The organism is Gemmatimonadota bacterium, from assembly GCA_022560615.1.
Taxonomy (GTDB): domain Bacteria; phylum Gemmatimonadota; class Gemmatimonadetes; order Longimicrobiales; family Gaopeijiaceae; genus UBA1138.
In genome coordinates this window covers 1-24,287 of record JADFSR010000040.1, presented here as the reverse complement: position 1 = coordinate 24,287, position 24,287 = coordinate 1, and the positions used below count along the sequence as shown (strand labels likewise).

At 65.0% G+C, this 24,287-nt stretch carries 17 protein-coding genes; 14 read left to right on the top strand and 3 right to left on the bottom strand.

What is annotated here, in order from left to right:
* Positions 1–27 precede the first annotated feature (27 nt).
* Together IIB36_16920 and IIB36_16915 are read right to left on the bottom strand one after the other, a co-directional pair.
* On the bottom strand, positions 28–795 hold the full coding sequence (locus IIB36_16920; GenBank protein MCH7533420.1) for an extracellular solute-binding protein: 768 nt from the start codon (positions 793–795) through the stop codon (positions 28–30).
* Positions 796–815: 20 nt separating this feature from the next.
* Entirely contained in the window at positions 816–1,058 is a 243-nt protein-coding gene (locus IIB36_16915) for a hypothetical protein (protein MCH7533419.1), read from the bottom strand.
* 61 nt (positions 1,059–1,119) lie between these two features.
* Between IIB36_16915 and IIB36_16910 the strand changes: the two genes are divergently transcribed.
* The 12 genes from IIB36_16910 to groL all read left to right on the top strand — a co-directional run bounded on the left by IIB36_16910 (position 1,120) and on the right by groL (position 14,663).
* Positions 1,120–2,244 (top strand): hypothetical protein, encoded by a 1,125-nt coding sequence (locus IIB36_16910; protein MCH7533418.1) that lies wholly within the window; start codon positions 1,120–1,122, stop codon positions 2,242–2,244.
* 197 nt (positions 2,245–2,441) lie between these two features.
* Positions 2,442–4,070: a protein translocase subunit SecD gene (secD, locus tag IIB36_16905; protein MCH7533417.1), complete on the top strand. Its 1,629-nt coding sequence runs from the start codon at positions 2,442–2,444 to the stop codon at positions 4,068–4,070.
* 7 nt (positions 4,071–4,077) lie between these two features.
* Positions 4,078–5,031 carry a protein translocase subunit SecF gene (secF, locus tag IIB36_16900; GenBank protein ID MCH7533416.1) on the top strand — a complete coding sequence of 318 codons (954 nt, stop codon included), beginning with the start codon at positions 4,078–4,080 and terminating at the stop codon, positions 5,029–5,031.
* Between the two features lie 23 nt (positions 5,032–5,054).
* The gene (locus tag IIB36_16895) at positions 5,055–5,822 is read left to right on the top strand and encodes a TatD family hydrolase (protein ID MCH7533415.1); all 768 of its coding nucleotides are present in this window, start codon (positions 5,055–5,057) and stop codon (positions 5,820–5,822) included.
* Between the two features lie 32 nt (positions 5,823–5,854).
* Positions 5,855–7,603 (top strand): DNA mismatch repair endonuclease MutL, encoded by a 1,749-nt coding sequence (mutL, locus tag IIB36_16890; GenBank protein MCH7533414.1) that lies wholly within the window; start codon positions 5,855–5,857, stop codon positions 7,601–7,603.
* Positions 7,600–8,583 carry a tRNA (adenosine(37)-N6)-dimethylallyltransferase MiaA gene (miaA, locus tag IIB36_16885; protein MCH7533413.1) on the top strand — a complete coding sequence of 328 codons (984 nt, stop codon included), beginning with the start codon at positions 7,600–7,602 and terminating at the stop codon, positions 8,581–8,583. Before mutL ends, miaA begins: the two co-directional genes overlap by 4 nt.
* Positions 8,580–9,713, top strand: coding sequence for an N-acetyl-alpha-D-glucosaminyl L-malate synthase BshA (gene bshA / locus IIB36_16880; GenBank protein MCH7533412.1), 1,134 nt, complete (start codon positions 8,580–8,582; stop codon positions 9,711–9,713). Before miaA ends, bshA begins: the two co-directional genes overlap by 4 nt.
* Positions 9,710–10,492 carry an undecaprenyl-diphosphate phosphatase gene (locus IIB36_16875; GenBank protein ID MCH7533411.1) on the top strand — a complete coding sequence of 261 codons (783 nt, stop codon included), beginning with the start codon at positions 9,710–9,712 and terminating at the stop codon, positions 10,490–10,492. Before bshA ends, IIB36_16875 begins: the two co-directional genes overlap by 4 nt.
* A gap of 34 nt (positions 10,493–10,526) precedes the next feature.
* Entirely contained in the window at positions 10,527–11,393 is an 867-nt protein-coding gene (locus IIB36_16870) for a biotin--[acetyl-CoA-carboxylase] ligase (protein ID MCH7533410.1), read from the top strand.
* Positions 11,394–11,767: 374 nt separating this feature from the next.
* Positions 11,768–12,547, top strand: a complete 780-nt coding sequence (locus IIB36_16865; protein ID MCH7533409.1) for a type III pantothenate kinase — start codon at positions 11,768–11,770, stop codon at positions 12,545–12,547.
* Between the two features lie 151 nt (positions 12,548–12,698).
* A complete protein-coding gene (groES, locus tag IIB36_16860) occupies positions 12,699–12,998 on the top strand; it encodes a co-chaperone GroES (GenBank protein MCH7533408.1) in 300 nt (99 codons plus the stop codon).
* 30 nt (positions 12,999–13,028) lie between these two features.
* Positions 13,029–14,663, top strand: a complete 1,635-nt coding sequence (gene groL, locus IIB36_16855) for a chaperonin GroEL (GenBank protein MCH7533407.1) — start codon at positions 13,029–13,031, stop codon at positions 14,661–14,663.
* A gap of 191 nt (positions 14,664–14,854) precedes the next feature.
* Here groL and IIB36_16850 read toward each other — a convergent pair whose 3' ends face one another.
* Positions 14,855–15,388: a DUF11 domain-containing protein gene (locus IIB36_16850; GenBank protein MCH7533406.1), complete on the bottom strand. Its 534-nt coding sequence runs from the start codon at positions 15,386–15,388 to the stop codon at positions 14,855–14,857.
* A gap of 615 nt (positions 15,389–16,003) precedes the next feature.
* Here IIB36_16850 and IIB36_16845 point away from each other — a divergent pair.
* Together IIB36_16845 and IIB36_16840 are read left to right on the top strand one after the other, a co-directional pair.
* Positions 16,004–22,750 carry a DUF11 domain-containing protein gene (locus tag IIB36_16845; protein MCH7533405.1) on the top strand — a complete coding sequence of 2,249 codons (6,747 nt, stop codon included), beginning with the start codon at positions 16,004–16,006 and terminating at the stop codon, positions 22,748–22,750.
* 40 nt (positions 22,751–22,790) lie between these two features.
* A partial coding sequence (locus IIB36_16840; protein ID MCH7533404.1) for a DUF2341 domain-containing protein occupies positions 22,791–24,287 on the top strand: 1,497 nt, incomplete at its 3' end.

Genomic DNA, 24,287 nt, shown 5'->3' with positions numbered 1-24,287 from the left:
GCTGGGCGCGCTGCCGTGTCCGCCTTATCAGCGCAGGCCTACCCACTCGCGCAGCCACGGCTGGATCCGTTCCATCTCCCGCGCGACGAGTTGGTAGTCCACAGCCATGGGCCGGAGCTGGTCGAGTCCGGGTAGAGATGTTGCGCCGGTATCCGTCGGGCCCAGAGGCATGTGCCCGCCCGCCTCGATCAGTGCCTCCTCCGTCCTTGCGGTGAGCAGGTGATCGATCAGCCGCCGTGCGGCCTCCGGATGACGCGCTCCACGGAGCATCACGACCACGGTCGGCATCACCAACGTCCCCAGATCGTCCCTGTCCGGGTACACGATTGCGACGGGCGCCCCTTCTTGCACGGCACTGTAGGCGTCGTCCGTGTCCGTGAGCCCGAACGCGACCTCGCCCGAGACGACGAGCCGCTTCACTTCACCGTTCGAGCTCGCGATCCGGACATCGTTACTCATGAGCGCGTCGAAAAACGTCTTCGCGGTCTCCTCGCCCCACACGGTGAACAGCGCTGCTGCGTGCATCGTAGTCGTGCCGAATAGGGGGTTCGCGATGGTCGTCCGCCCCCGCCAGCGGGGGTTCGCGAGGTCTCGGATCGAGACCGGACGCTCGGCTTCGTCGACGAGGTCGGTGTTGACGAGCAGCACACGCGCGCGCGCCGCGAAGCCGGTCCACATACCGTCCTCCGACCGAAATTCCGGCGGGATCCGGTCCGCGTTCGGCGACCGGTACGGCTCGACCAGGCCGCGGTTGATCAGGATGAAGGCTCGTGCTGGATCGCCGGACCAGAACACGTCCGCCTGCGGCGCCTGCGCTAAACAGCCATGATGCGGTTGAGCACTCCGGTGCTCTTCGTCTCCTCCGTGTCGAAGACGGCACGCACGCGGATGCCGCTCTCTTCCTCGAAGGATCGGAAGATCGGCTCGGAGAAGACTTGATCGACTGAGGTGTACGGCACCACTTCGAGTGCCGCATCCCCACAGCTGGCGCCGGAGGCGAGCGCCAGCGCGAGTGCGGTCAACTTCCGCGCAATCATCGGGAAAACGCGGGCAGGCACAATGAAATCCAGCTTGGGAGTGTAACTTTCGACCGCATCCGGTCGCTCAGGAGACCATCGCGTGAAACTGAAATCTGTCAATCTCCTCCTAGCGCTGCTACTGCTCAGGGTGGTGGCGCCTGACTCGCTCGGCGCGCAGGCGCGAGCATCCACCTACGACAACATATGGCAGCTCGCCGAATGGTACGCCAACGAGGAAAACCCCGTGATTCAGCGGGTGCTTTTTAGCGGGCGGTTCCAATACGAGTACGCGGCTGTCCATGACAGTGACTTCACGTACGACGAATGGAACGTCCGACGTATGCGGCTCGGGGTAAAAGCGGAGCTGTTCCACCAGTTCACGTTGCATGTCGAAGCAGGGTTCAACCCGCAGGAGACCGACCCGTTCTACGTGAGATTGACAGATTCCAATTTGGAGTGGAGCCGAAGTTCACTGCTTGCGGTGACGGTCGGCAAACAAGGCGTGCCGTTTACGATGGACGGCTCGACGTCATCCAAGGAACTTCTGACGATCGACCGCGGCAACTTGGCCAACAACATGTGGTTTCCGCAGGAGTATCTGCCGGGCGTCAGCGTCTCTGGAGAAGTCTCGAACTGGGTCTATCATCTGGGAGCGTATTCGGCGGGTGAACGGAACCGCGAGTTCGGCCGATTCAACGGCGGCGTGGTCACGGTCGCCGTGCTTGGATACGATGCCGCGGAGGCCATGGGAGTGGACGAAGCACTCCTGAGAGGCAACTACGTGTACCAGAACCCAGACCCGGACAACACCTTTACGCGGCGGCTGCAGCACGTGACCTCGGTGAACTTCAAGTTCGAAGACGGCCGGTGGGGTGTGCGGGCCGATGTCTCCGCAGCCTCGGGCTACCAGGGCCAGAGCGACCTGTGGGGCACGATGATCATGCCCTTCCTCAACGTCACCGCTGAGTTGCAGCTCGTAGGCCGCCACACGTACCTCAGTAGCGAGAACCCCAATGGAGTGCGGCTGGCCCGATACGAGAACAAAATGACCAGCGGACAAGGCGATCGCTATAACGAGCTGTACCTCGGTGTCAACTACTATTTCTACGGGCACAAGCTCAAGCTGCAAGGCGGCGTACAGTTTGGTGATATGAACGACAGTGCAAACGACGGCGGGAACTACTCGGGCGTTGCGGCAACGACGGGCCTCCGCGTGAGCTGGTAGCTTCCTCTACTTCTGACATCTGAAACCCGGATCAAGGCTACCCGGCGGGGCCGGCATGCAGGGGGGCTCGGCCCCCGGTTTTCCGATTGACACACCTGGGGGGCGCCGACAGCTTTACGGGCTGTCGTAACGCGGTCGGAGGACCGACCGCCAAGGCCCCCCCGGGGGGCCATTTTTTCGTTGAACCACGGTAGTCCATGTTCAAGACGCTCCGCGGCCGGTTGATCACGATCTTCATCGTGACCCTCATCTCCGGCTGGCAACTGTATGACAAACAGCTCAAGCTCGGCCTGGATCTGCAGGGCGGCATGCACATCCTTCTCGAGGTCGATGACCCCGAGGGCACGATGACGCCCGAGGCGAAGGCCGACATGATGGACCGCGTCGTGCGCACCATCCGCTCGCGCATCGACGAGTTCGGCGTCAACGAGCCTCTGATCCAGAAGGTGGGCAACGACCGGGTCATCGTCGAGCTTGCGGGGCTCCAGGGCGATGAGGATCGGGCGAAAGAAATCGTCCAGCGGAACGCCTACCTCGAGTTCAAACTCGTGTTGCCCAGGACCGACATGAACAATGCGCTCTCGCGCATCGATCGCTCGATCGTGGTCACACTCGGAATCGACTCGATCCGGGCGATGGGGCGGGACATCGCCGGGAACGATCAACAGGCGCTCCAGGATCTCCTCTTCGGGCTTAGGGACAGTGCGAGCACTAGCGCGGGAGCGGACAGCACACAGGCGGAGCCGGGGGACGACGAAGGCAGCCCGGACAATCTGCGTCCGTTCTCGTCCCTGCTGAACATTGGCGACATCCTGGGTACCTATCTGGTGGCGATCGAGGACGTTCCTATCGCCGAGTACTTCCTATCGCTCGCCGAAGTCCAGCGGGCTTTCCCGCGCGACCAGGTGATGCAGTGGGGGGAGGGCGTAGAGGCCAGGGGCGCGCGCAACTACAAGTACCTCTACGTGCTCGAGGAGGACCCCTTCCTGACCGGTGACATGCTCGAGAACGCCACCGCCGGTCGCGATCCGCAGTTCAACCAGTCGCAGGTGCAGTTCGAGCTTTCGCGCGCTGGCGGCCGCCGCTTCTCGACGTTCACGGGCCAGCACGTCGGAGACTATCTCGCGATTGTGCTCGACGATGAGGTCATGAGCGCGCCGATCATCCGGTCTCAGATCGGAGCCCGTGGGCAGATCGAGATGGGTAGTGGGACGCGGCTCGAGGAAGCGGCCGACCTTGCGCTCGTGCTCCGGGCCGGTGCGCTACCCGCGAGGATCCATATCATCGAGGAGCGCACGGTCGGTCCATCGCTCGGGCAGGATTCGATCGACAAGGGCAAGTTCGCCGGCATGATCGGGATGGTCCTGGTCATTCTCGTGATGGTCGCGTACTACCGCGCGGCGGGCGTGCTCGCGGTCGCCGCGCTCGGGGTCTACTCGATCCTGGTCTTGGGCGGGCTCGCCGGAATGGGAGCCACGCTGACCGTCCCGGGAATCGCAGGACTCATTCTGTCGGTCGGCATGGCGGTGGACGCCAACGTTCTGATCTTCGAACGGATTCGAGAAGAGCTGGACCATGGCCGGGCACCGCGCACGGCGGTCGACGATGGCTTCGGTCATGCGCTCTCCGCGATCGTCGACGCGAACATTACGACGCTTATCACGGCGTTGATTCTCTTCCAGTTCGGTTCCGGCCCAGTACGGGGCTTCGCCGTGACGCTATCGATCGGAATCATCGCTTCGTTCTTCTCCGCCCTCTTCGTGACCCGTTCGTTCTTCCTGCTCTACCTGAGCGGTAAGAAGACGGCGGATCCCATCAGCATCTGATCGAGATATGAGACTCTTCAAGGACGCCAGGTACCAGTTCATCGAGGCGCGCAAGAAGGCGTATATCCTCTCCGCCACTGTGCTTCTCGCGGGTGTCGTGGCGATGATGATCAACTTCGCCAGGATAGGGAGCTGGCAGGTCTACGGCGTCGACTTCACGGGTGGCTCGCTCATCCAGGTGCGCTTCGACACCCCGATAGACGTGGGGGATCTGCGCGACGCACTGGGCGGGGCGCAGGCACCGCCGATCACTCGCTTCGGCGAGGAGAACGAGTTCGTGATCCGCGCGCCGATCGCCGAGGATGCCTCGATCACCGAGGTTTCCGACCGGATCGAAAACGATCTCGCGGCGGCTTTCGGCTCCCCAAGCTTCGAGGTGGTGCGTGCCGAAGCCGTCGGTGCCGAGGTGGGAGCTGAGCTCCAGCTGCAAGCGCTTTACGCGATCCTCTTCTCCTTCTTGCTCACGCTGATGTACCTGGCGATCCGCTTCGAGCTTCGCTTCGGTCTCGCCGCCGTAATCGCGACACTGCACGACATCCTGATCACGCTCGGATTCCTGGCGGCGTTCCAGGTCGAGATCGCGCTTCCGACGGTTGCGGCGATCTTGACGATTCTCGGGTACTCGCTGAACGACACCATCGTCGTGTTCGACCGCATCCGCGAGAACATGCACAAGAAGGGCGCTCGCAAGCGTGATCAGCTCGAATTGGTGAACGAGTCGATCAACGAGACGCTGCCGCGCACCATTCTTACCTCTGGCACCACGCTCTCGGTTCTCTTGGCGCTACTCCTTCTGGGTGGGGCCGTGATCCGTGACTTCACCTTCGTCTTGATTCTCGGGGTCATCATCGGCACCTATTCGTCGATCTTCGTGGCGTCGCCAGCCCTCATCGAGATCCAGAAGAGATGGGGCCTCGGAAAGAGCGGCGAGAAGAAGAGGCCCCAACCGGCAACCGTCTAGAAGGCGGCTAAAGGAGGCCGGTTATCGAGCTCTTCGACAGCCACTGTCATCTTACCGACGCCGCCTTCCGGGACGACCGGGAGGCGGTGTTGCATAGGGCCACCGAAGCGGGGGTAAGCCGGTGGGTCACCATCGCCTCCGACGTCGATGACACCGAGCAGGCGCTCGAGCTCGTCCGTGGCCGCGCCGGCGCATGGTGCACGGCGGGCGTGCATCCCCACGAAGCCGGCGATGCGGCAAGCGATGCGATGGAACGCGTGCGAGCATTGGCGACCACCAACCCAGAGGTGGTCGCGATCGGTGAGACGGGGCTCGACTTCTACTACGACAACGCCCCGCGGGACGTGCAGCGGCGGCTCTTCGAGCAGCACCTCGAGCTGGCAGGTGAGTTGAGGCTCCCCGTCATCGTGCACGCTAGGGAGGCCGACGAAGAGATCGCGGCTGCGCTGCGTGGCATGGCGGAGGGCACTGCGGGCGTGCTCCACTGTTTCACCGGTGGCCCGTTCGCCTTCGCGGAGGCGACGAGGGCCGGTTGGTATGTCTCGTTCTCCGGCATTGCCTCGTTCAAGAACTTTGGCGCGGCCGATCTCCTTCGGGAGGTGCCGGCGGACCGGCTGCTGATCGAAACCGACTCGCCGTATCTCGCGCCGGTACCTCGGCGAGGGAAGCGGAACGAACCCTCCTACGTCGCGTACGTGGCTGCCGCGGTCGCCAACCGTATCGAACGAGACGTCGAAGAGGTGGCACGTCAGACCACGGAAAACGCGTGCAGGTTCTACGGTGTCGACTGAGGCCTCGATTCTTTCGGCTGCTAGATTCCCCCATGGCTAGGCGCATCCAGGTACTTCCGGACGTCGTGGCGAACCAGATCGCCGCGGGTGAGGTCGTGGAACGCCCCGCGTCTGTGGTGAAGGAGCTCGTCGAGAACGCGCTCGACGCTCGGGCGCGCCGGGTCGAGATCGCGATCGAACGCGGCGGTAAGCGCCGCATCCGGGTCAGCGACGACGGCATCGGCATGGGGCGGGAAGACGCGTTGCTCTGCCTGGACCGCTACGCGACGAGCAAGATCGCCGTGGCGGAAGACCTCCGAGGAATCCGCACCTTCGGCTTCCGTGGCGAAGCGCTGCCTTCGATCGCAGCAGTATCGCGGCTGACGCTGGACACCCGCGACGCCGACGAGGATGTCGGAACGCGGGTGTTGGTCGACGGTGGCCAAATCAGCGCGGTCGAGGATCTTCCCCGCCGCCGCGGTACGACGGTCGAGGTTAGGAACCTGTTCTACAACGCGCCCGCGCGGGCCAAGTTCTTGAAGTCGGTGAGCGCGGAGAGCCGCGTGATCAGCGAAGCCACGACCGGGCTTGCGCTCGCCAACCCCAAGGTCGCCTTCCTGCTGACCTCCGACGATCGCACGCTGCTCGATCTACCAGCGGTGGATGACGCGGCCGCGCGAGTTGGGCAGGTGTGGGGCGCCGATCAGAGCAGCACTCTGATTCTTGCTTCGAACAGCGAGAACGGGTTCGACTTGAAGGGGCTCGTGCAGCGTCCAGATGCCGCGAAGCCCGGTGTGCGGCGGAGCTATCTCTTCGTGAACGGACGGCCGTTCCGTGCGCCGCGGCTCGTAAAGGCTGCCGAACGCGGCTATCGCACTACCATCCCGGAGGGAGCGCGTCCGTGGATGTTCTTCTATCTGCAGGTTCCGAAGGGACACGTGGACGTCAACGTGCACCCCGCGAAGGCAGAAGTGCGCTTCAAGGAGTGGTCGCGGATCGAGACTCTGGTCGAAGACGCGGTGCGTGGTGCACTGGAGCGAGAGGAAAGCTCCGCGACGTTCGACACGCAGCTCGCGCCGCCGCCTCTGGTGGTCCGCGAAGGTAGCGAGGGCCCCCTCGCCCCCACCTCGGACGCGCAGATGGCGCTCTTCATGGCCGGTGCCGATGTGTCGGGCGAGACGGATCCGGACGGAGCCAGCGCAGCACCGGAGCTCGAACCCGGTGCCGCTCGGCCCCGTCTGTGGCAAGCGCTCCACACATACATCCTCGCTGAGACGCGCGACGGCATCCTCATCGTGGACCAGCACTCCGCGCACGAGCGAGTGCTCTTCCAGCGCCTCATGGAGAGCTTCGAACGGGGAGGGGAGGAAGGACAGCGCTTGCTCTTCCCGCTCACGATCCGACTCACCCAGGCCGAAATCGAGCAGGTCGTCGACCTCAAGGGTCTGCTCGAGCGCGTCGGCTTCGAGGTCGAGCCCTTCGGAGGAGATACCGTGATCGTGCACGCGGTGCCCAACCCGCACCGTTACTTCGACGCGGAACGCGCGTTCCGGGAGATGGTCGAGGAGTTGACCCACGGGTCCGAGCTCGTGCGCTCCGCCAAGAACCAGCACGAACGCATCGCGATGACCTTCGCGTGCAAGGGCGCGATCAAGGCAGGGCAGAAGCTCTCCGGGGCGGAGATGCAGGAACTGTTCGACGAGCTCTTCGCCACAGACCTACCTCACCACGATGTGCATGGCCGCCCGACCGTCGTGAGGCTTTCCCGGGGAGAGCTCGCGAGGAAGTTCGGACGGACGTGAACGCATCCGACGGCGCCACCTCTTTCCTCGCGGTCACGGGCCCCACCGCCTCCGGGAAGACCGACCTCTCGCTCGCGCTCGCCGAGCACCTCGACATCGAGATCATCTCGATGGACTCGCGCCAGGTGTATACCGGCATGGACATCGGGACCGACAAGGTGCTCGCAGAGCATAGGAAGCGAGTTCCGCATCACGGTCTCGACCTGGTCCAGCCGGACGGACGATACTCGGCGGGTCAGTTCGCCCGGGACGTGCGCCGTTGGGTAGACGAGATCTCGGGGAGGGGACGAATCCCGGTCATCGTCGGCGGGACGGGCTTCTTCTTGAAGGCAGTCATGGAACCCATCTTCGCGGAGCCTCCAATGGAGACGGCGCGCGTCGAAGCGATCCGCAACTACCTGAAAGGACAGCAGCCTGCGTTGCTCGCCCGATGGGTGGAGCGGCTCGATCCGGACAGGGCGCCTCTCGCGATCGAAGGAGGTCCCCAGCGAATGAGCCGCACGCTCGAGGTCGCCCTGCTCACTGGGGTGCCGCTGTCACGCTGGCATCGTGAGGCGCCTGCACAGGCCGAGGGGATCGCCGGAACGGTCGTACTGCTCGAGCTCCCGCGCGAGGAGATGGATCGCCGCATCGACGACCGTGTGAGCCGCATGGTGGAACGGGGACTTCTGGAAGAGGTACGGGGCTTGCTGGACGCCGGGTATGACGGGGACGCACCCGGGATGACGGGGACAGGATATCGGGAAGCGATCCGACACCTGGAGGGCGAGATCACGCTCGAGGAGGCCATGGAAGAGATTCGTGCGAACACGCGTCGGTACGCCCGGCGCCAGATCACGTGGTTCCGAAATCAGTTGCCGGCCTCGGTGCTCCGCATCGACGCCACCGCGCCGATCGAGGATCAGGTGCGCATGACGCTGGAGGCGTGGAGTGCGGACGGCGTCGCCCCCTCGGGCGGACGTTGTGGGGTGGCCTCATGAGGATCGGCATCACCTGCTATCCGACGTACGGTGGCTCCGGAGCGGTCGCGACCGAGCTAGGCCTTGCGCTCGCTCAGCGCGGGCACGAGGTACACTTCGTCTCCTACGCCCAGCCGTTCCGGCTGGAACACTTCCGTGAGCGGGTCTTCTTCCACGAGGTCGAAATGGAGGACTACCCGCTCTTCGAGCATCCCCCGTACTCGCTCGCGCTCGCGGTCGCGTTGCACGACACCGCGCGCAAGCACGAGTTGGACCTGGTGCACGTACACTACGCCATCCCGCATGCCACGTCGGCATGGATCGCGCACGAGATGCTGGGTGAAGAGAGCGACCTGAAGATCGTCACGACGCTGCACGGCACGGACATCACACTGGTGGGGCTTCACCCGTCGTTCCACGCCATCACACGCTTCTCAATACTGAGGTCGCACGGACTGACCGCCGTATCGGAGTTCTTGAAGCGTGAGACTGTTCGGGACTTCACGGTTCCGGAAGAACGGATCGAGGTGATCCCGAACTTCGTCGACACCGCGGTCTACCGGCCGGGGCTCGAGCCATGCCACCGCGAAGCGTTCGCCCTGGAAGGCGAGAAGATCGTGATGCACATCTCCAACTATCGTGCGGTGAAGCGCGTGGAAGACGTCGTGTCCGTCTTCGCCCGATTGACCGCAAAGCAGCCGTCGAGACTGGTGCTCATTGGCGACGGACCCGAACGTCCTAGGGTCCTCATGCGCGCCGATGAGCTCGGTGTGCGCGACAGGGTTCTTTTCCTGGGCAAGCACACCTCCGTGCACGAGTTGCTTTCGTGCGCCGACCTCTTCTTGTTGCCTTCGGGCAGCGAGTCGTTTGGTCTCGTCGCGCTCGAAGCCATGGCGTGTGGTGTGCCGGTCGTGGCATCGAATGTAGGCGGGCTGCCCGAGGTCATCGAACACGGGACGACGGGCTATATGTTCGACATCGGGGACATCGACGGCATGGTTGAGGCAGGACTGCGCATCCTGGGAGACGACGACCTTTGGCGGTCGCTCTCGGACGCGGGCCGGGCACTCGCCGAGGAACGGTTCTCGGCAGAGCGAGTCGTGCCTCTGTACGAGCGGTACTACGAGCGAGTGCTAGGGGCGCCTCAATGACAGTTTGGGAAGCCGCCGTTCTCGGATTCGTCCAGGGAGCGACGGAATTCCTGCCAGTCTCTAGTTCGGGTCATCTGGTCATTACCCAGTCGGTGCTCGGAAGTGCAACACAGGGCATGCTCTTCGAGGTCGCGGTGCATGTCGCGACGCTGCTCTCGATCCTTCTCGTATATCGCGCCCGGATCGTGGGCCTCGCGAGCGGCGTACTCAAGGGGGATCGTGAGGCGCTGGCATACGTGGGCCTGATCGTCACGGCAACGATCCCGATCGTGATTGCGGGCCGCTTGGCGCAGGACCGCATCGAGGCGCTCTTCGACAACCCCATGGTATCGGGTGTCGGGCTCCTGGTGACTGGCGTCGTCCTGTGGTCGAGCCGCGGCGGGATTGCCAGGGGAGCGCGCGAACGCCCGGCGCTTACAGCCGCGGTGCTGATCGGCCTGGCCCAAGTGTGCGCGGTCGTGCCCGGCATCTCGCGATCCGGGACGACCGTGGTCGCTGCGCTGTGGCTCGGGGTTTACGCCGAGGAAGCGGCGGCCTTCTCATTCCTCATGGCGATTCCGGCGATCGCGGGCGCGGCGGTGCTCCAGATTCCCAATCTTGGTTCGGCTTCGGCGCTGGGCATCACGCCCCTGCTCGTGGGTAGCGCAGTGGCCGCGGCAACCGGCGTGCTCGCCATACGAACGTTCGTCGCGATGCTCGATAAGCGTTCCTTTCACCTCTTCGCCCCGTATTGCTGGCTGGTCGGCGGCGCCTTCCTCTCCTACCTGTGGGTGCGGTGACCGGCATCAGCGGAGAGAGCCGCTCGGTAGCTTCGTGGCGCGCCTGAGCTACTGGGAAGGCGAGCCGGTTTCTGTCTGGACCGACCGGTGGGGTGTGCCGGTCTTCGAAGCACACGACGAGCTCGCCTCGACGAATGATCGGTTGAAGGAGATCGCGGGGCAGGGTGCTGGACACTTTTCGGTCGTCATCTCGGAGTCCCAGAGCGCCGGGCGTGGCCGGCGAAGCACTGCGTGGCACTCTCCGGCCGGGTCCGGTCTCTGGATGTCGGTTCTGCTCCCGGCTTCGAGCCCGTCCGTAGGGTATCTGCCCCTGATCGTGGGACTCGCGACGGCGCGAGCCGTCGAGCAGGTGGCGTCGGTGATCGAGGCTGGAATCGAATGGCCGAACGACGTCCTCATAGGAGGGAAGAAGGTGGCGGGCGTCCTGTGCGAGGCCGTCCGCGGCAGCTCGGCCGGTTCGGGGGAGGTCGTCGTGGCGGGCATCGGTGTCAACGTGCGCACGCCGCCAGGCGGCTTCGCACAAGACATCGCCACGCGCGCGGGCTCGCTCGAGGAGTCGCTCGAAACACCGGTGTCCAGGGGGGCACTTTCAGGTGCGATCCTTGGGGAGTTGATGCGGGTGACAGAGGCCGGGGGATCCCACAGCCTCGCACTTCCGGAGCAGGTGCTCGCCGCCCTGAACCGCCGCGACGTGTTCTCGAACCAGCGCGTGCGTACGGAACAGGAGGGGCCCGGGATCGCGCGCGGTATTCTCGAGACGGGTGCGCTGTTGCTGGAGCGCGATGACGGTTCCCGGGTAGGCGTGGTGGCCGGGAGCGTCCGCCTAGCAGCCCGTGGGAGAAGTACAGAGGGCCGCCCACCCGCAAGCGGGTACCCGGGGGTCTCGCGAGATCAAGAGTAGGAAGGACGACGAGTCGTAGCCGTAGCGGGCACCGCCGCCGAAGGCGGTGGTCCGAGGAGGAGAGACGACCTATTGGGCCGCGACCGGGCACCGCCGCGAAGCGGTGGTCGCGCCCGACACCATGAGTGACATATGATCTACCAGTTCGCGGGTTACGGTGGCACGGCTCCATCTCCGTCGTTGGAGCTCGTAGCCGTAGCGACGGCTATGGCGTCGTCGCGCCGCGACCCGCCCTTTGGGCGGGTGCCCTCTGGGGCCGTGGCACCGTAACGCGGCCCGCTGTACTTCTCCCACGGGCTGCTAGTAGATCAGGGCCACGCTGGGACAGTGTGGGAGGAGTAGAGCGGGCCGCACACATACGGACGGAGAGTCCAATGCAGATGGTCGTCGACGTAGGAAACACTGAGACTGTCGTAGGGCTCGCCACCAGCACCACCGAGTTGGCAGTGCACTGGAGGGTGAGTTCGAGCGTCCCACGCACGAGCGACGAGATGACCGCGCTGATCAGGGCCTTCCTGGCGGGCGACGGCATCGACGAGGCCCGGATCACGCGCGGCGTCATCGGCTCTGTGGTCCCTTCCCTGAACCAAGTGTGGATGAAGACACTCGGCGAGATCACTCAAGGCGAGGTCATCGCTGTAGGGCCGGCGTCCGACCTCCCCATCGTGCTCGACGTTGAGGAGCCGCTTTCGGTCGGTGCGGACCGAGTCGTCAATACCCTAGCGGCGCGCGAGCTTTACCGCCGCGATACGATTGCGGTCGATCTCGGGACCGCCACCACGTTCGACTGCATCACCGGCGAGGGTGTGTTCTGCGGTGGCGTCATCTCCCCTGGCGTGAGCGCAGGCCTCGAGTGGTTATCCGCTCGCACCGCCAAGCTGCCGAATGTCGAGCTCAAGCCGCCCGAGATCGTCATCGGTAGACGCACGGAGACGTGCATCCAGAGCGGGGTCTTCTATCAAGCGATCGACGCCGTCGACGGCATCGTGCGGCGCATCAAGGAGGAGTGGGATCGTCCTGAGGCTTATGTGGTCGCCACCGGAGGATTTGCGGACACGATGGGGCCGCACCTTACCACCGTCGATCGGATCGAGCCACTCCTAACGCTCTACGGGCTGGCAATGGCTGGGGACATCATCGCAGGCGCTTCCTAGGGAAGCTCCAGCGGCTCGATGGGTCTGCATCCATCGCTTGACACGATCCCGAAAACGATGACATTTACGGCCGGTTGGCACTCGACTCCGTCGAGTGCTAGTAATTCCGAAATCCCAATGAAACACGGCCCTTTCAGCAGGAGTAGGCCAAATGGGTAAAGCGACAAAGGTTAAGCCGTTGTCGGACCGGGTAGTGGTATTGCCGCTCGACGAGGACGAGCAGATGAAGGGTGGACTGTACATCCCTGACACGGCCAAGGAGAAGCCGTCCCAAGGCAAGGTCATCGCAGTGGGTCCGGGCAAGGTTTCTGACGAGGGCGCCCGGCTCGAGATGGACGTGAAGGTCGGAGACAAAGTGCTGTACGGGAAGTACAGCGGCACTGACGTCACCCTCGACGGTGAGGAGTACCTCATCCTCCGCGAGTCCGACATCCTCGCCATCGTCCCGTAAGCGCATTCGACGAAATAGGAGATATGAATCATGGCAGCTAAAGAGCTCCAATTCGACGTCGAGGCGCGTGCGCGTCTCAAGAAAGGCGTCGACAAGCTCGCCCAGGCCGTGAAAGTGACCCTCGGCCCCAAGGGCCGGAACGTGGTCCTGGATCGGAAGTTCGGCTCCCCCATGGTGACCAAGGACGGCGTGACCGTTGCCAAGGAAGTGGAGCTCGAGGATCCCGTGGAGAACATGGGAGCCCAGATGGTCAAAGAAGTCGCCACGAAGACTTCTGACGTGGCCGGTGACGGTACGACCACCGCCACGATACTCGCGCAGGCGATCTTCGGCGAAGGCCTGAAGAATGTGACTGCAGGCACGAACCCGATGGGCATCCGCCGCGGTATCGACAAGGGTGTCATTCGTGTCGTGGAGGAGCTCGAGAAGCTCTCGGTCGAGACCAAGGGTAAGAAAGAAGTCGCGCAGGTCGCCGCCATTTCGGCCAACAACAACATCGAGATCGGTGACCTCATCTCGGAAGCGATGGAGAAGGTGGGCAAGGACGGCGTCATCACGGTCGAGGAGGCACGCGGCCTGGAGACGACACTCGAAACGGTCGACGGGATGCAGTTTGACCGCGGCTATCTCTCCCCGTACTTCGTGACGGATCCGGAGCGGATGGAGGTAGTTCTCGAGGATGCGATGATCCTCATCCACGACAAGAAGATCAGCTCGATGAAGGACCTGCTGCCGATCCTTGAGAAGGTCGCGCAGATGGGCAAGCCGCTCCTGATCGTCTCTGAGGACGTCGAGGGTGAGGCGCTTGCGACGCTGGTCGTGAACAAGCTCCGCGGCACGCTCAAAGTCGCCGCCGTAAAGGCGCCCGGCTTCGGTGATCGCCGCAAGGCCATGCTCCAGGACATCGCGATTCTCACGGGCGGTCAGGTGGTCTCGGAGGAGGTCGGCTTCAAGCTCGAGAACGCCGTCGCCGCCGACCTCGGGTCGGCCAAGCGTATCGTCATCGACAAGGACGACACGACGCTCATCGACGGTGGGGGAGAGAAGGACAAGATCAAGGGGCGCATCGACGAGATCCGCGTTTCGATCGACAAGAGCACCTCGGACTACGACAGCGAGAAGCTCCAGGAGCGCCTCGCGAAGCTCGCGGGCGGTGTGGCCGTCATCAACGTCGGCGCGCCGACTGAGACCGAGATGAAGGAGAAAAAGGCCCTTGTCGAGGACGCGCTTCACGCTACGCGCGCGGCGGTCGAAGAGGGCATCGTCCCGGGTGGTGGCGTTGCGCTGCTGCGGGCGCAGGAGATGCTCGACAATCTCGAGCTTGACCGTGAGGATGAGCAGATCGGGGTGCAGATTCTGGCTCGGGCGCTCGAACATCCCATTCGTCAGATCGCCGAGAACGCCGGCGTGGAAGGCTGCATCGTGGTCGCCAGGGTGCGCTCCGAGAAGGGCGCCGTCGGCTACAACGCCGATACGAACGTGTACGAGGATCTGGTGAAGGCCGGCGTCATCGACCCAACCAAGGTGGTGCGCACGGCTCTGCAGAACGCCGCGTCGATCGCGGGCATGCTGCTCACGACAGAAGCTGTGGTCGTCGAGAAGCCGGAAGAGAAGAACGGGGTTCCGGCGATGCCGGGCGGTGGTGGCATGGGCGGGATGTACTAGCCCACGAACGGCGGAACGCTCAACGTTGCGTTCGCTCGGGTCTTAGGAGCTGAACGGCCCCGTCACCCACTTGTGGGTGGCGGGGCCGTAGTTGGTGGAGGCGGGCTGGAAGCGCCTGCGGGCTGGTTCACCCGGGCGCGGGCCTTTCGTGGGGACCGCCGGTGCCGATAGGCGGATGAGTCGAGCCGTTCCTAGCGCCCGGGGCCGGTTTTCTCCAGTGCGCCGTATGAGACCTGAAAGGTCGCCGTCACTCTGGCGTCGGGCTGAACGTCGCCGTGCACCGTCCACCGGATGTCCGTGTAATCCTCCGGACTAGCGGGACGCTGCTCGGTTCGGCCGTCGACGACCACCTCGACCATGGGCTGTTCGGAGTAGGACGCGCCGCCGTCCAATGAGAACTCCACGTCGACGTCGTCACGGTCCGCGCCGGCCGTGCCTTGCAGGTAGTGCATGCCTTCCGGCAGGGGGTCCGTGAACTGGATGTTGTTGACCGGCCGCCCCGTGATATTTGTGAAGACTAGCCGATACTCCACCACGTCTCCCTGTGCCACGGTATTGGGGTCTCGATCAGGGGCGTCGATCGTCTGAAGACGCGCCTGTCCCCATGTGAGGATGGTCGCCGAGATCACCAGGGCCTCGGGCGCCCTCTCCTCCTGGGCCGCCGCGGAGCCGCTCGCCAGCGCGAGGACCAAGGCGACCGGTAAGGCAGTGTGTGGGAGTTTCATTCTTCCTCCTGAACGCTCTCGGTGTCTGTCCGGCTTCGACATCGGAACGACTCCTGTTCAAAGTGTCGGGTCGGTGTCCGACCGGCTGTCCTTAAGTAGTGCAACGTCTGTGCCCGACTGCTCCTTCCACCGAGGGAGCTCGAGGCCACCGCCAACAACCGAACGAAGGCAGCGGACCTGCTCGCGAGCCCGGCGCGGACCCTCAGAAACAACCGGCGCGGACCCTCAGAAACGAGCTGGGCAAACCGGCCTGACCGGCAGCCCGGACCCGCCACATTTTGCCCCTCCCCGGCAAGATGTGCCCACGGCATAATTTGCCGATTCGTGTCCCTTCGGGCTCGGTCAATCTGACAAATCGTCTGATCGCCCGCAGTGGGATCGGCCCTCCCTCTCGTTCTGTGTAAGACATTGTAAATAAAGGGCTTGGGGCGGTTATAAACATATGCGGATCCGGTGCTCTGGCCGGCTTTTCAGCTCGTGCGCCCATCGTGGTCCGCACCTTGCGAAAAGGGGTCGACGGCACACCCAAATGCCTGCGGGAAGGCAGGCAGGACCGTAAAGCAAGGCAGGCGAAAGCGTGAGGAGAGTACGGATAAGTGTGAGGAGACTACGGAAGTGAGAACGCGTACAAAGCTTACGTTCCGAGTCATCGGGATAGTTGCGATAGCCGCAGCGGTCGGCTGGCTACAGCCCACTGCCGCCTATGGCCAGACGACCGAAGGCACGGTCATCAACAACATCGCCACCGTCACGTTCACCGACGCCAACAGCAACACGTACTCGTCCGTGAACGGAAGCGTAACGGTGACTGTCGGCTTCAGCGCCGGCGTCGACGTGGTGGCGGCCCAGGCCACGGCCACCCCTGTGTCGCCCAGCACGGGCAATACGATGGACTTCTACGTCATCAACATCGGGAACGGCACCGACAGCGTGAGCGTCGCCCAGAACAACTCGGACGCCACGGTCCTCACGGTGACCAACTACCGCTTCAACGCCACGAACTACGCAACCATCGGCTCGCTGAACGCTGCCCTAGCGGGAGCCGCCCTCGCGGCCACGGACACCGCGGCGATCCAGATCACGTACGACATCGCGTCCGATGAGGGCGGCGAGCAGTCGACTTATACGCTGACGGGCACGTCGCGCCGCGACGGCACGAAGACGGACAACGACAACACCGCGGTCACCCCGGCGCTCACGGGCGCCGTGGCCACGACGCCGGACGGCGCGCAGAACCTGACCAAGCAGCCCAGTAACGGCACGAACTACGCGTTCACGTTCACCGTGCAGAACAACCAGAACGGGCCGGACGACTTCGACCTGCTAGCCACGAGCCCCGGCTCGCCGGTCATCACCATCGTGTCGGTGAACGGGCTTGCGGGAGACAGCACCCGGATCACGAGCCTCGCGGCGTCGGCTTCAGTGACGATCGACGTGATCTACTCGGTGGCCGACGTGGCCGCGGGATCCGCAGACACGCTCTACCTGGAGGCCCGCTCCGTAGCCAACGCCGCGATCAGCAACCAAGGCTTCGCCGACCTGACGGTCATCAAGGGGAGCATGAGCATCACGAAGCTGGCATACCGGGATAACCAGACCACGCTACTGGGCGGCGGCGACACTGTCGTGCCGGGTGAGTTCATCCAGTACAAAGTCACCGTCACCAACGGCGGAACGGCCACGGCGTCCAGCGTGCACGTGGACGACGTCTTACCCTCGGCGCTGACATACCAATCAGCGACCGGTGACTTGGCGGGCTGGAGCTTCGCGAACACCGGCAACGACTTGGACTCCGATCTCACCGGCACCCTCGCTCCCGCAGCCAGTCGATTCTTCTGGATCCGGGTCCTTCTCGACGGAGCCGCTGAAGCGGGTGCCAGCGGCACACCTGCGGGCACGCTTATTTCCTCGCGCGCGTCACTATCCTACTCTCTTCCCAACGGCTCCACGGGCAGCGAAGTGTCCGCCGATGCGCCGGTCACGATCGGCCAGGTCGCCGGCGTGAACGTCGAGCCTCCCCGCTCGAGCCTGGCACCCTCCGGGACCAGCATCCTTTTCCCCCACACCATCACCAACGTCGGGAACGGTCCGGACACATTCGTCCTCACGGCCACGTCTCTCGATGGCTGGCCGATTCGTATGGTGCTGGACGTCAACGGCGACGGCACTGAAGATGCGGATGATACGCCGATCGTAGCGCCTCTCGCCCTGAACGCCGACGCGTCGGCTCAAATCCTGGTCGTCCTAGACATCCCTGCAGGGATTCCGGCCGCTGCCGCTCGGGCTGCCGTGATCCTGACTGCTACCTCGCAGTTCGACACTAGTGTCGCGGACTCGATCACCGACGACCTAGAAATCACTGCTTCAGTCTCATCCCTGGTGCTTCGCAAGACCGTGGACGCCGCGTCGGCCGTGGCCGGTGACGTCCTCACCTACACCATAACCTACGTAGCGTCGGGCCTCGGCCTGAACGACCTGACGGTTCGGGACACGCTTCCGGCGGGTCTGCTCTACCAGGCCGGTACGCTGCGCCTGGGTGCGCGTACCCTCACGGACGTCGCCGGAGACGACGAGGGGTACTACGACGATGCGGCCGGCGTCATTGTCGTCACGATCTCCGCCGCCGATGTCCAGCCGGAGGACAGCATCCTCTTCCAAGCGCGCGTTCTTCCGCTGCGTGTGGGCACGACGATGCATAACGTGGCCGTGGCCTCCTCCGCGGCCATCTCAAGCGGCGTTGTCACCGCCTCCAACTCCGTGAAGACCGTCATCGCCGCGCTCGACCTCGTCCTGGAGAAGACGGTTCAGGGGCCCAACCCCGCCCGCTCCGGGGACGAGCTCGTCTACAGCATCGTGCTGACCAACAATGCGAACGCCGGGCGGGCCCAAGACGTTGTGGTCACCGATACGCTTCCCGCGGGCCTGATTCTCTTGGACGCTGGACCGGACGCCACGGTAGACGGCAACGTCGTCACGTGGGCCTTTGGTGAACTCGACCCCGGCGACTGGGTCGAGGCTCTTCTCAAGGTCCGGTTCGCGGGCGGCCTCCCCGGTACCGTCGAGGCGGTGAACGTGGCCAACCTTTCCATCGGCGGCGAACCCTACCTGACGGCGTCCGCTCCTTCGGTCCTCCTCCTGGCCACCGACGGGGACGTCTTGACGCTGGAGCTCAAGGGCGAGACCCTGGAAGCCCAACTCGGCCAGCCCGTCTACGTCAGCTACATGATGGAGAACAAGGGCGACGTGACCGTCACCGACCTCGAGTTGGAGATCGGCATCCCCGACGGCCTGGCCTGGTCGGGGTCCCTCGAAGCGGTGGACTCGATTCAGACCCAGCCGGGGCAGGTCACCCTTTTCCTGGAGGACCTCGCCGCGGGAGGGACCCTAGAGGGCCGTGCCACCTTCGCGCTGGTATCCGCTCTCCCGGGCAACATGGTCATCTCCGCCGTGGCTGTGGGCCGCACCAGTGGTACCGGGACGAGTGGTGTGACACCTGCGGTAGCGGCTGGCCGATTGGTCGCCGCCGAGACCATTGGCGCGGCACTTCCGGGCGTTCCGGCCGCCCTCCACACCAACCCCTCCTCGACCGGCATCGAAGTCCGCTCCGCCGAGCAGCAGATCTTCGTGGCCGCTCGCGCAGGCACGCCCCTCGAGACCAGGACGGTCATCGGGAAAATCTGGATCGACGAGGACGGCAACGGCCGACAGGACAGCGGCGAGCTCGGGGTGCCAGGAGTGTCCGTCTGGACCGACGCCGGCGACGTGGCGACCACGGACAGCGAAGGGAAGCTGTCGTTCCGAAACGTGAGGCCCGGGTCCCACACGTTCCGGGTGGATCGCTCGACGCTACCCCTGGCGCTGCGCGTAAACCGCGAGGGCGACGACGGATTCGCGTCGCTCCGCCTGAACGGATGGGCCTCGGGTCGGATCTCGTTCGGGCTGATCCCTCGAGGCGCGAGACTGGTGGACTTCCAGGTCCGGACCGAGGAAGAAGCCACCGGCGGGGAGATCTCCACACTCGAAGGACCCGCCGCTCCCGACGCTGTCGTGCGGAGGGTGCTGGTGCTGGAGCCCCACCGGGCCGGTTGGCCCGAGGTGGCCTATCCGGTCCCGGAGGGTTGGCTTCCGCTACCCGGCGCTGCCCGCCTGGGTGACATGCCTGTCGCGGACCCCGAGATTCGCCTGGACCGGGACGGCTCGGCCTGGATGTTCTGGACGCTGGACGGCCTCCCCGGGGAGCTGCGGGTGACGCTGGAGCCGGAGGGTGCGGTCCGGAGCGCGGAGCCTGTGACGCTCCCGCCCCTCCGCTCCGACGAGGACCGGGCACGGGACCGCCGCGCAGGACCTGCCAACGGCCCCGGGGTTGCGTTCATCGCGCCCGTCGACGGCGCCGTGCTGGGCAGTGACCAGCTCTACGTTGGCGCACTGGGTGAACCCGACGCGCGGGCCACGCTTTTCTTAGGTGACTCCATCCTGGCGGAGGACGTGATGCGGGGGGACGGCCAGGTGGACTTCATCGGCGTCGCGCTGCGGCGTGGGACGAACCGCCTCCGCGTGCGGATGATCAACTCGTGGAACGTCGAGCGCTGGGACAGCCTTCAGGTCCACGTGACGAGCGCCGCCGCGTCCTTCGCACCACTGGCCGACACGGTCGTCTTCCCGGCAGACGGTCTCACTATAAGAGAGGTGAGGATCCGCGTTCTGGACGCTTGGGGTGTCCCTGTGCTCAACCGCCCCTTCGTCACCGTGTCCACCGGGCAGGCCGAAGTCGTCGACCCCGACGAGGATGCCTCCTCGGTCGGCCTGCAGCTGCGTCCCGGCCCCGACGGATGGCTGAGCGTGCGGATCCGCGCAGCGTCCGATGTCTCCGTGGACCTGCTGGCCCTCGAGGCCGCCGGGGCCGCCGGGGAAGTGGCGCTTCAACACGTCCCGAAGCCGCGGGACCTCATGGTGACCAGCCTGGCGCAGGTGGGCTTGGGAGCCGCGCCGGATGACTTCGGTTCCGTCACCGTGCGGGGGCGCCTGGACGCCGAGACTGCCATTACGCTCGCTTACGACACCCGGGTGTTGGACGCCGGGCGCGACGCGTACGGCAGGACGCTCAGCCCCCTGGACGACGCCCAGTATCCCATCCTAGGCGACGCCTCCGTGCGCCGAAGCGAGGCGAGCTCCCGGCCCGGCCTCTCGGCCCGCATCGAGCGTGGAGCGGACTGGGTCGCTGCCGGGGAGCTGTCGAACATGGGATTCGGCACCAACCTCACGCTGGCCCAGTACCGCCGGGCCCTCTCGGGTATGGCGGCTAACGTCCGCACGGGCCGTGTGGCCTGGAGCGGGTTCGGTGCCATAACGAGCCAGAGTCTCCGCCAAGTCCACATCCGCGGTGCCGGCGTCTCCGGCCCCTACGACGTGGGCGCGAGCGTCGTGCCGGGCACGGAACGCGTCGTCGTGGAGACTCGCGCCTTCGATAACCCGGAACGCAGCCTCCGGCTCCAGACCCTCGATCGCCTCGCGGACTACCAGATCGACTACACCACGGGCACCCTGCTCCTCAAGAGCCCGGTCCCCTCCGTGGACCTGGACAACAACCCCGTCTTCATCGTCGTGACCTTCGAGTCGGACGGCGGTGGTGAGTCGGCGGCCGTGTGGGGTCTTCGCGCCGAGACCGACGTCGGGGTCCCCCTGGGGCTGTCGGTCGTGCGGGACGGCGCCGAGGGCGCATCCTTCAGCTTGGTGGGTGCGGACGTCCGGCTTCGAGGGCGAAACGGGTCCGAGCTCGCCGCGGAGGTCGCGTACGCCGAAAAGCCGGACTCGGCGGGGATCGCCGTGCTCATGTCCGGCCAAGGTAACCTGCTGGGCGGCGCCGTGACGCTGACTGGCCGGTGGATGCACGTGGCGAACGGTTTCAGCAATCCATCCAACCTAGGGCTGCGGGCCGTCGACGAGATCCAAGTAGGGACCCAGATACGGGTCGCCGGCAGCGAGTTCCGCCTGGGCCACAAGCGTGCGACGTTCGCGGCAAGTGGAGTCGAGCGGCGCAGCACGGAAGCGAACGTCGTCAGCTCCCCCGGCCGGAACGTCACGGTCACGGTGGGCTTCACCGACGAAGCTTTCGTCAAGGGCGACGTGCTCGGTGGGGCGTCGCGGTCCGGACGCTTGAAAGTCGCCTGGCAGCCCTCCTCCATGGTACGGCTCTGGACCGAGGCCCAAGGCTCCTTCCTGAGGGACGGGGACGCGGGCCCCGGAGACTTCGTCGGTGGCGGTCTGTCTCTCGCCCTGCTCTCCCAGCTCTCGCTGGAGGCTAGGCACCTGCGGGTCGAGAGCCCGCGCGACGGCAGCTACTCCATCACGCGCGTCGGCCTGAAGTCCACGGTGAAGCAGGGCACCCAGGCGTGGGGCTCGTACGAGATCGCCGGTGGCGTCGACCGCCAGACCAATGCCGCGGTGGTGGGCCTCAACCAGCAGATACGCCTCGGCCAGTCCTGGGCCGTGAACGCCCAGATGGAGCGTCGCATGGGTCTGGAGCGTGCCTCAGTCTCCGACCCGCTCCGGGTGGCCCCCTTCACGCAGCAGGAGGACGACTCCTGGTCGGCGGCGCTGAGCGCCGAGTTCCTCCCCCAGGACGGTCCTTACAGCGCCAGCGCCCAACTGGAGCGTAGAACCGGAACGCTGCGCTCGAGCAGCTTGGCGAACGTGGCGGCCGATGTCACGTTCAACCGCAGCCTGGCGATCCTTTCCCGGCAGACGTACAACCGCGTAGATGACGCGGCCACGGGTCGGCCGACCCAGCGTTCCCTTTCAAGCCTCTGGGGCCTGGCATTCCGACCCACCGGCAGCGACGCGGTGAACGCTCTCATCAAGCTGGAGTGGCGGCGGGACGAAAACCGGCCTCTGCTGAACGTCTTCGGAACGCTGGGCCTCGAGTCTCGCCTCATCGGGGCGGCGGAGGTCATCTGGAGTCCGACGGCTGATTTCGAGGTGGGAGGCCGCTACGCGGTGCGAAGCACCCACCTCGCCCTCGGCGGCACGGCCCCTCTCCGCTCCCGGGCTCACTACCTGGGCTCCCGGCTGGAGCTGGGTCTCGGGTCCGGGCTCGCCGTGGGGAGCGAAGGCAGGCTCCTGCTCGAAGGCACAACCGGCGAGATGCGGTGGGACCTCGCACCTGTCTTCACGGTCACCCCTCTGAAGGCCCTTGAGATCGCCAGCGGGTATCGCCTCGGCGACCTGCGCGATCCCGACTTCGCCGCCACCGGGGGCCACGGCTGGTTCCTTACCCTCCAGCTTCGGGCCACCGAGGCGTTCCTGTCCCCCATCACGGACTACTGGCGAAACCGGATGCGCTCGACCATGCCGGGCCGGCAGTAGCATGACCGCACTCGCTCCCCTGAGCTCGAGAACGCTGTTCTTGAGCCTCGCCCTCCTCTTGGGGGTGGGGATCCTTGCGCCCCTGCAAGCCCAGTTCTCGAACGGATACACGTACCGACGCGAGATCGACATCGTTGACGCGCAAGTGGTTACCGGCCCGCACACCAACTTCCCGGTCCTTATCTCGGTGACCTTGGCCGACCTCAAAACCGTTGCCAACGGCGGCAACGTCCGGAACGCCAACGGCTACGACATCATCTTCACGTCCGACGGAGCGGGCAACACCCAACTGGCCCACGAAATCGAGACGTACACCGCTTCCACGGGCGAGATCATCATGTGGGTGCGCGTTCCGTCGCTGGCGTCGAACACGAAGATCTACCTGTTCTACGATAACGCCAGCATCTCCACGTTTCAGGGCAATGTCACCAGCAATGGAGTCACCGGCGTCTGGGACTCGAACTACAAAGGCATCTGGCACCTGAACGAGGACCCGTCCGGATCGGCTCCCCAGATGCAGGACGCCACTTCCAACAACAACGACGGAACCTCCAACGGTACGATGACCTCGGGCGACCGGGTGGATGCCAAGATCGGAAAGGGCATCGACTTCGACGGATCGAACGACTGGATTCAAGCGGAAGACAGCCCGAGTCTAAACCTCACAGGAACCGCATTCACTCTCACCGCGTGGGTTAAGTCGACTGCAGATCAGAACGACGACGCCGGCATCATAATCAAAGGCACCGGCGCCTACGAGATACACTTGGGCGTTCAAGCCGAGGACAACGGTAATACGAGGGTGAAAACCGATGATGGTGCTGGTGCCACTTATCTCACTGGACCAACGGTTCTGAGCCAGAACGTGTGGTATTACATGGCTGGCATCTATAACGGATCCACGCTCAGGCTGTACTTGAACGGCACCCAAGATGCTACCGCCAATCGAACCGGGAACATCCTGACGACCTCAAGCAAGGCCCTCGTCCTCGCCCGGCGCGCAATTGGTGACAACCGGTTCTTTACGGGCGTGATCGACGAGGCGCATATGTCCGATACTCCGCGTTCCGTATCCTGGCTGCACACAGAGTACCACAACCAAGACTCTCCCGCCGGTTTCTACACTGTGGGCGCCGAACAGGAGGTGGCCTCGGCGGCGCTCTCGACCATCACGGCGTCACCGACCTCCATCTCCGCCGACGGCGCCTCGATCTCCACCATCACCGTCCAGCTCAAGGATGCCAACGGCAACAACCTCACCACGGGTGGCGACGCGGTCATTCTGGCGACCACCCTGGGGACGTTGAGCGGGGTCACCGACAATGGCGACGGTACCTACACGGACCAGCTGACCGCCGGGACGACCACCGGCACGGCCACCGTCACCGGCACGGTGAACGCAGCAGCCATCACGGACAACGCCACGGTCACGCTCGTGGCGCCTGCGGGGGGGGGCTTAAATGTGGCGTTGATCTGCGCCACGAGCGCCTGCGCCGATGCCGATCTGGATGTTCCGCTGAGAAATCATCTTACCACG

What these genes read in the sequence shown, in the direction of transcription:
- IIB36_16865 (MCH7533409.1), top strand. Translation starts at nt 11,768, where the DNA reads ATGCAGATGGTCGTCGACGTAGGAAACACTGAGACTGTCGTAGGGCTC.
- IIB36_16875 (MCH7533411.1), top strand. Translation starts at nt 9,710, where the DNA reads ATGACAGTTTGGGAAGCCGCCGTTCTCGGATTCGTCCAGGGAGCGACG.
- secF (MCH7533416.1), top strand. Translation starts at nt 4,078, where the DNA reads ATGAGACTCTTCAAGGACGCCAGGTACCAGTTCATCGAGGCGCGCAAG.
- groES (MCH7533408.1), top strand. Translation starts at nt 12,699, where the DNA reads ATGGGTAAAGCGACAAAGGTTAAGCCGTTGTCGGACCGGGTAGTGGTA.
- IIB36_16850 (MCH7533406.1), bottom strand. Translation starts at nt 15,388, where the DNA reads ATGAAACTCCCACACACTGCCTTACCGGTCGCCTTGGTCCTCGCGCTG.
- groL (MCH7533407.1), top strand. Translation starts at nt 13,029, where the DNA reads ATGGCAGCTAAAGAGCTCCAATTCGACGTCGAGGCGCGTGCGCGTCTC.
- mutL (MCH7533414.1), top strand. Translation starts at nt 5,855, where the DNA reads ATGGCTAGGCGCATCCAGGTACTTCCGGACGTCGTGGCGAACCAGATC.
- bshA (MCH7533412.1), top strand. Translation starts at nt 8,580, where the DNA reads ATGAGGATCGGCATCACCTGCTATCCGACGTACGGTGGCTCCGGAGCG.
- secD (MCH7533417.1), top strand. Translation starts at nt 2,442, where the DNA reads ATGTTCAAGACGCTCCGCGGCCGGTTGATCACGATCTTCATCGTGACC.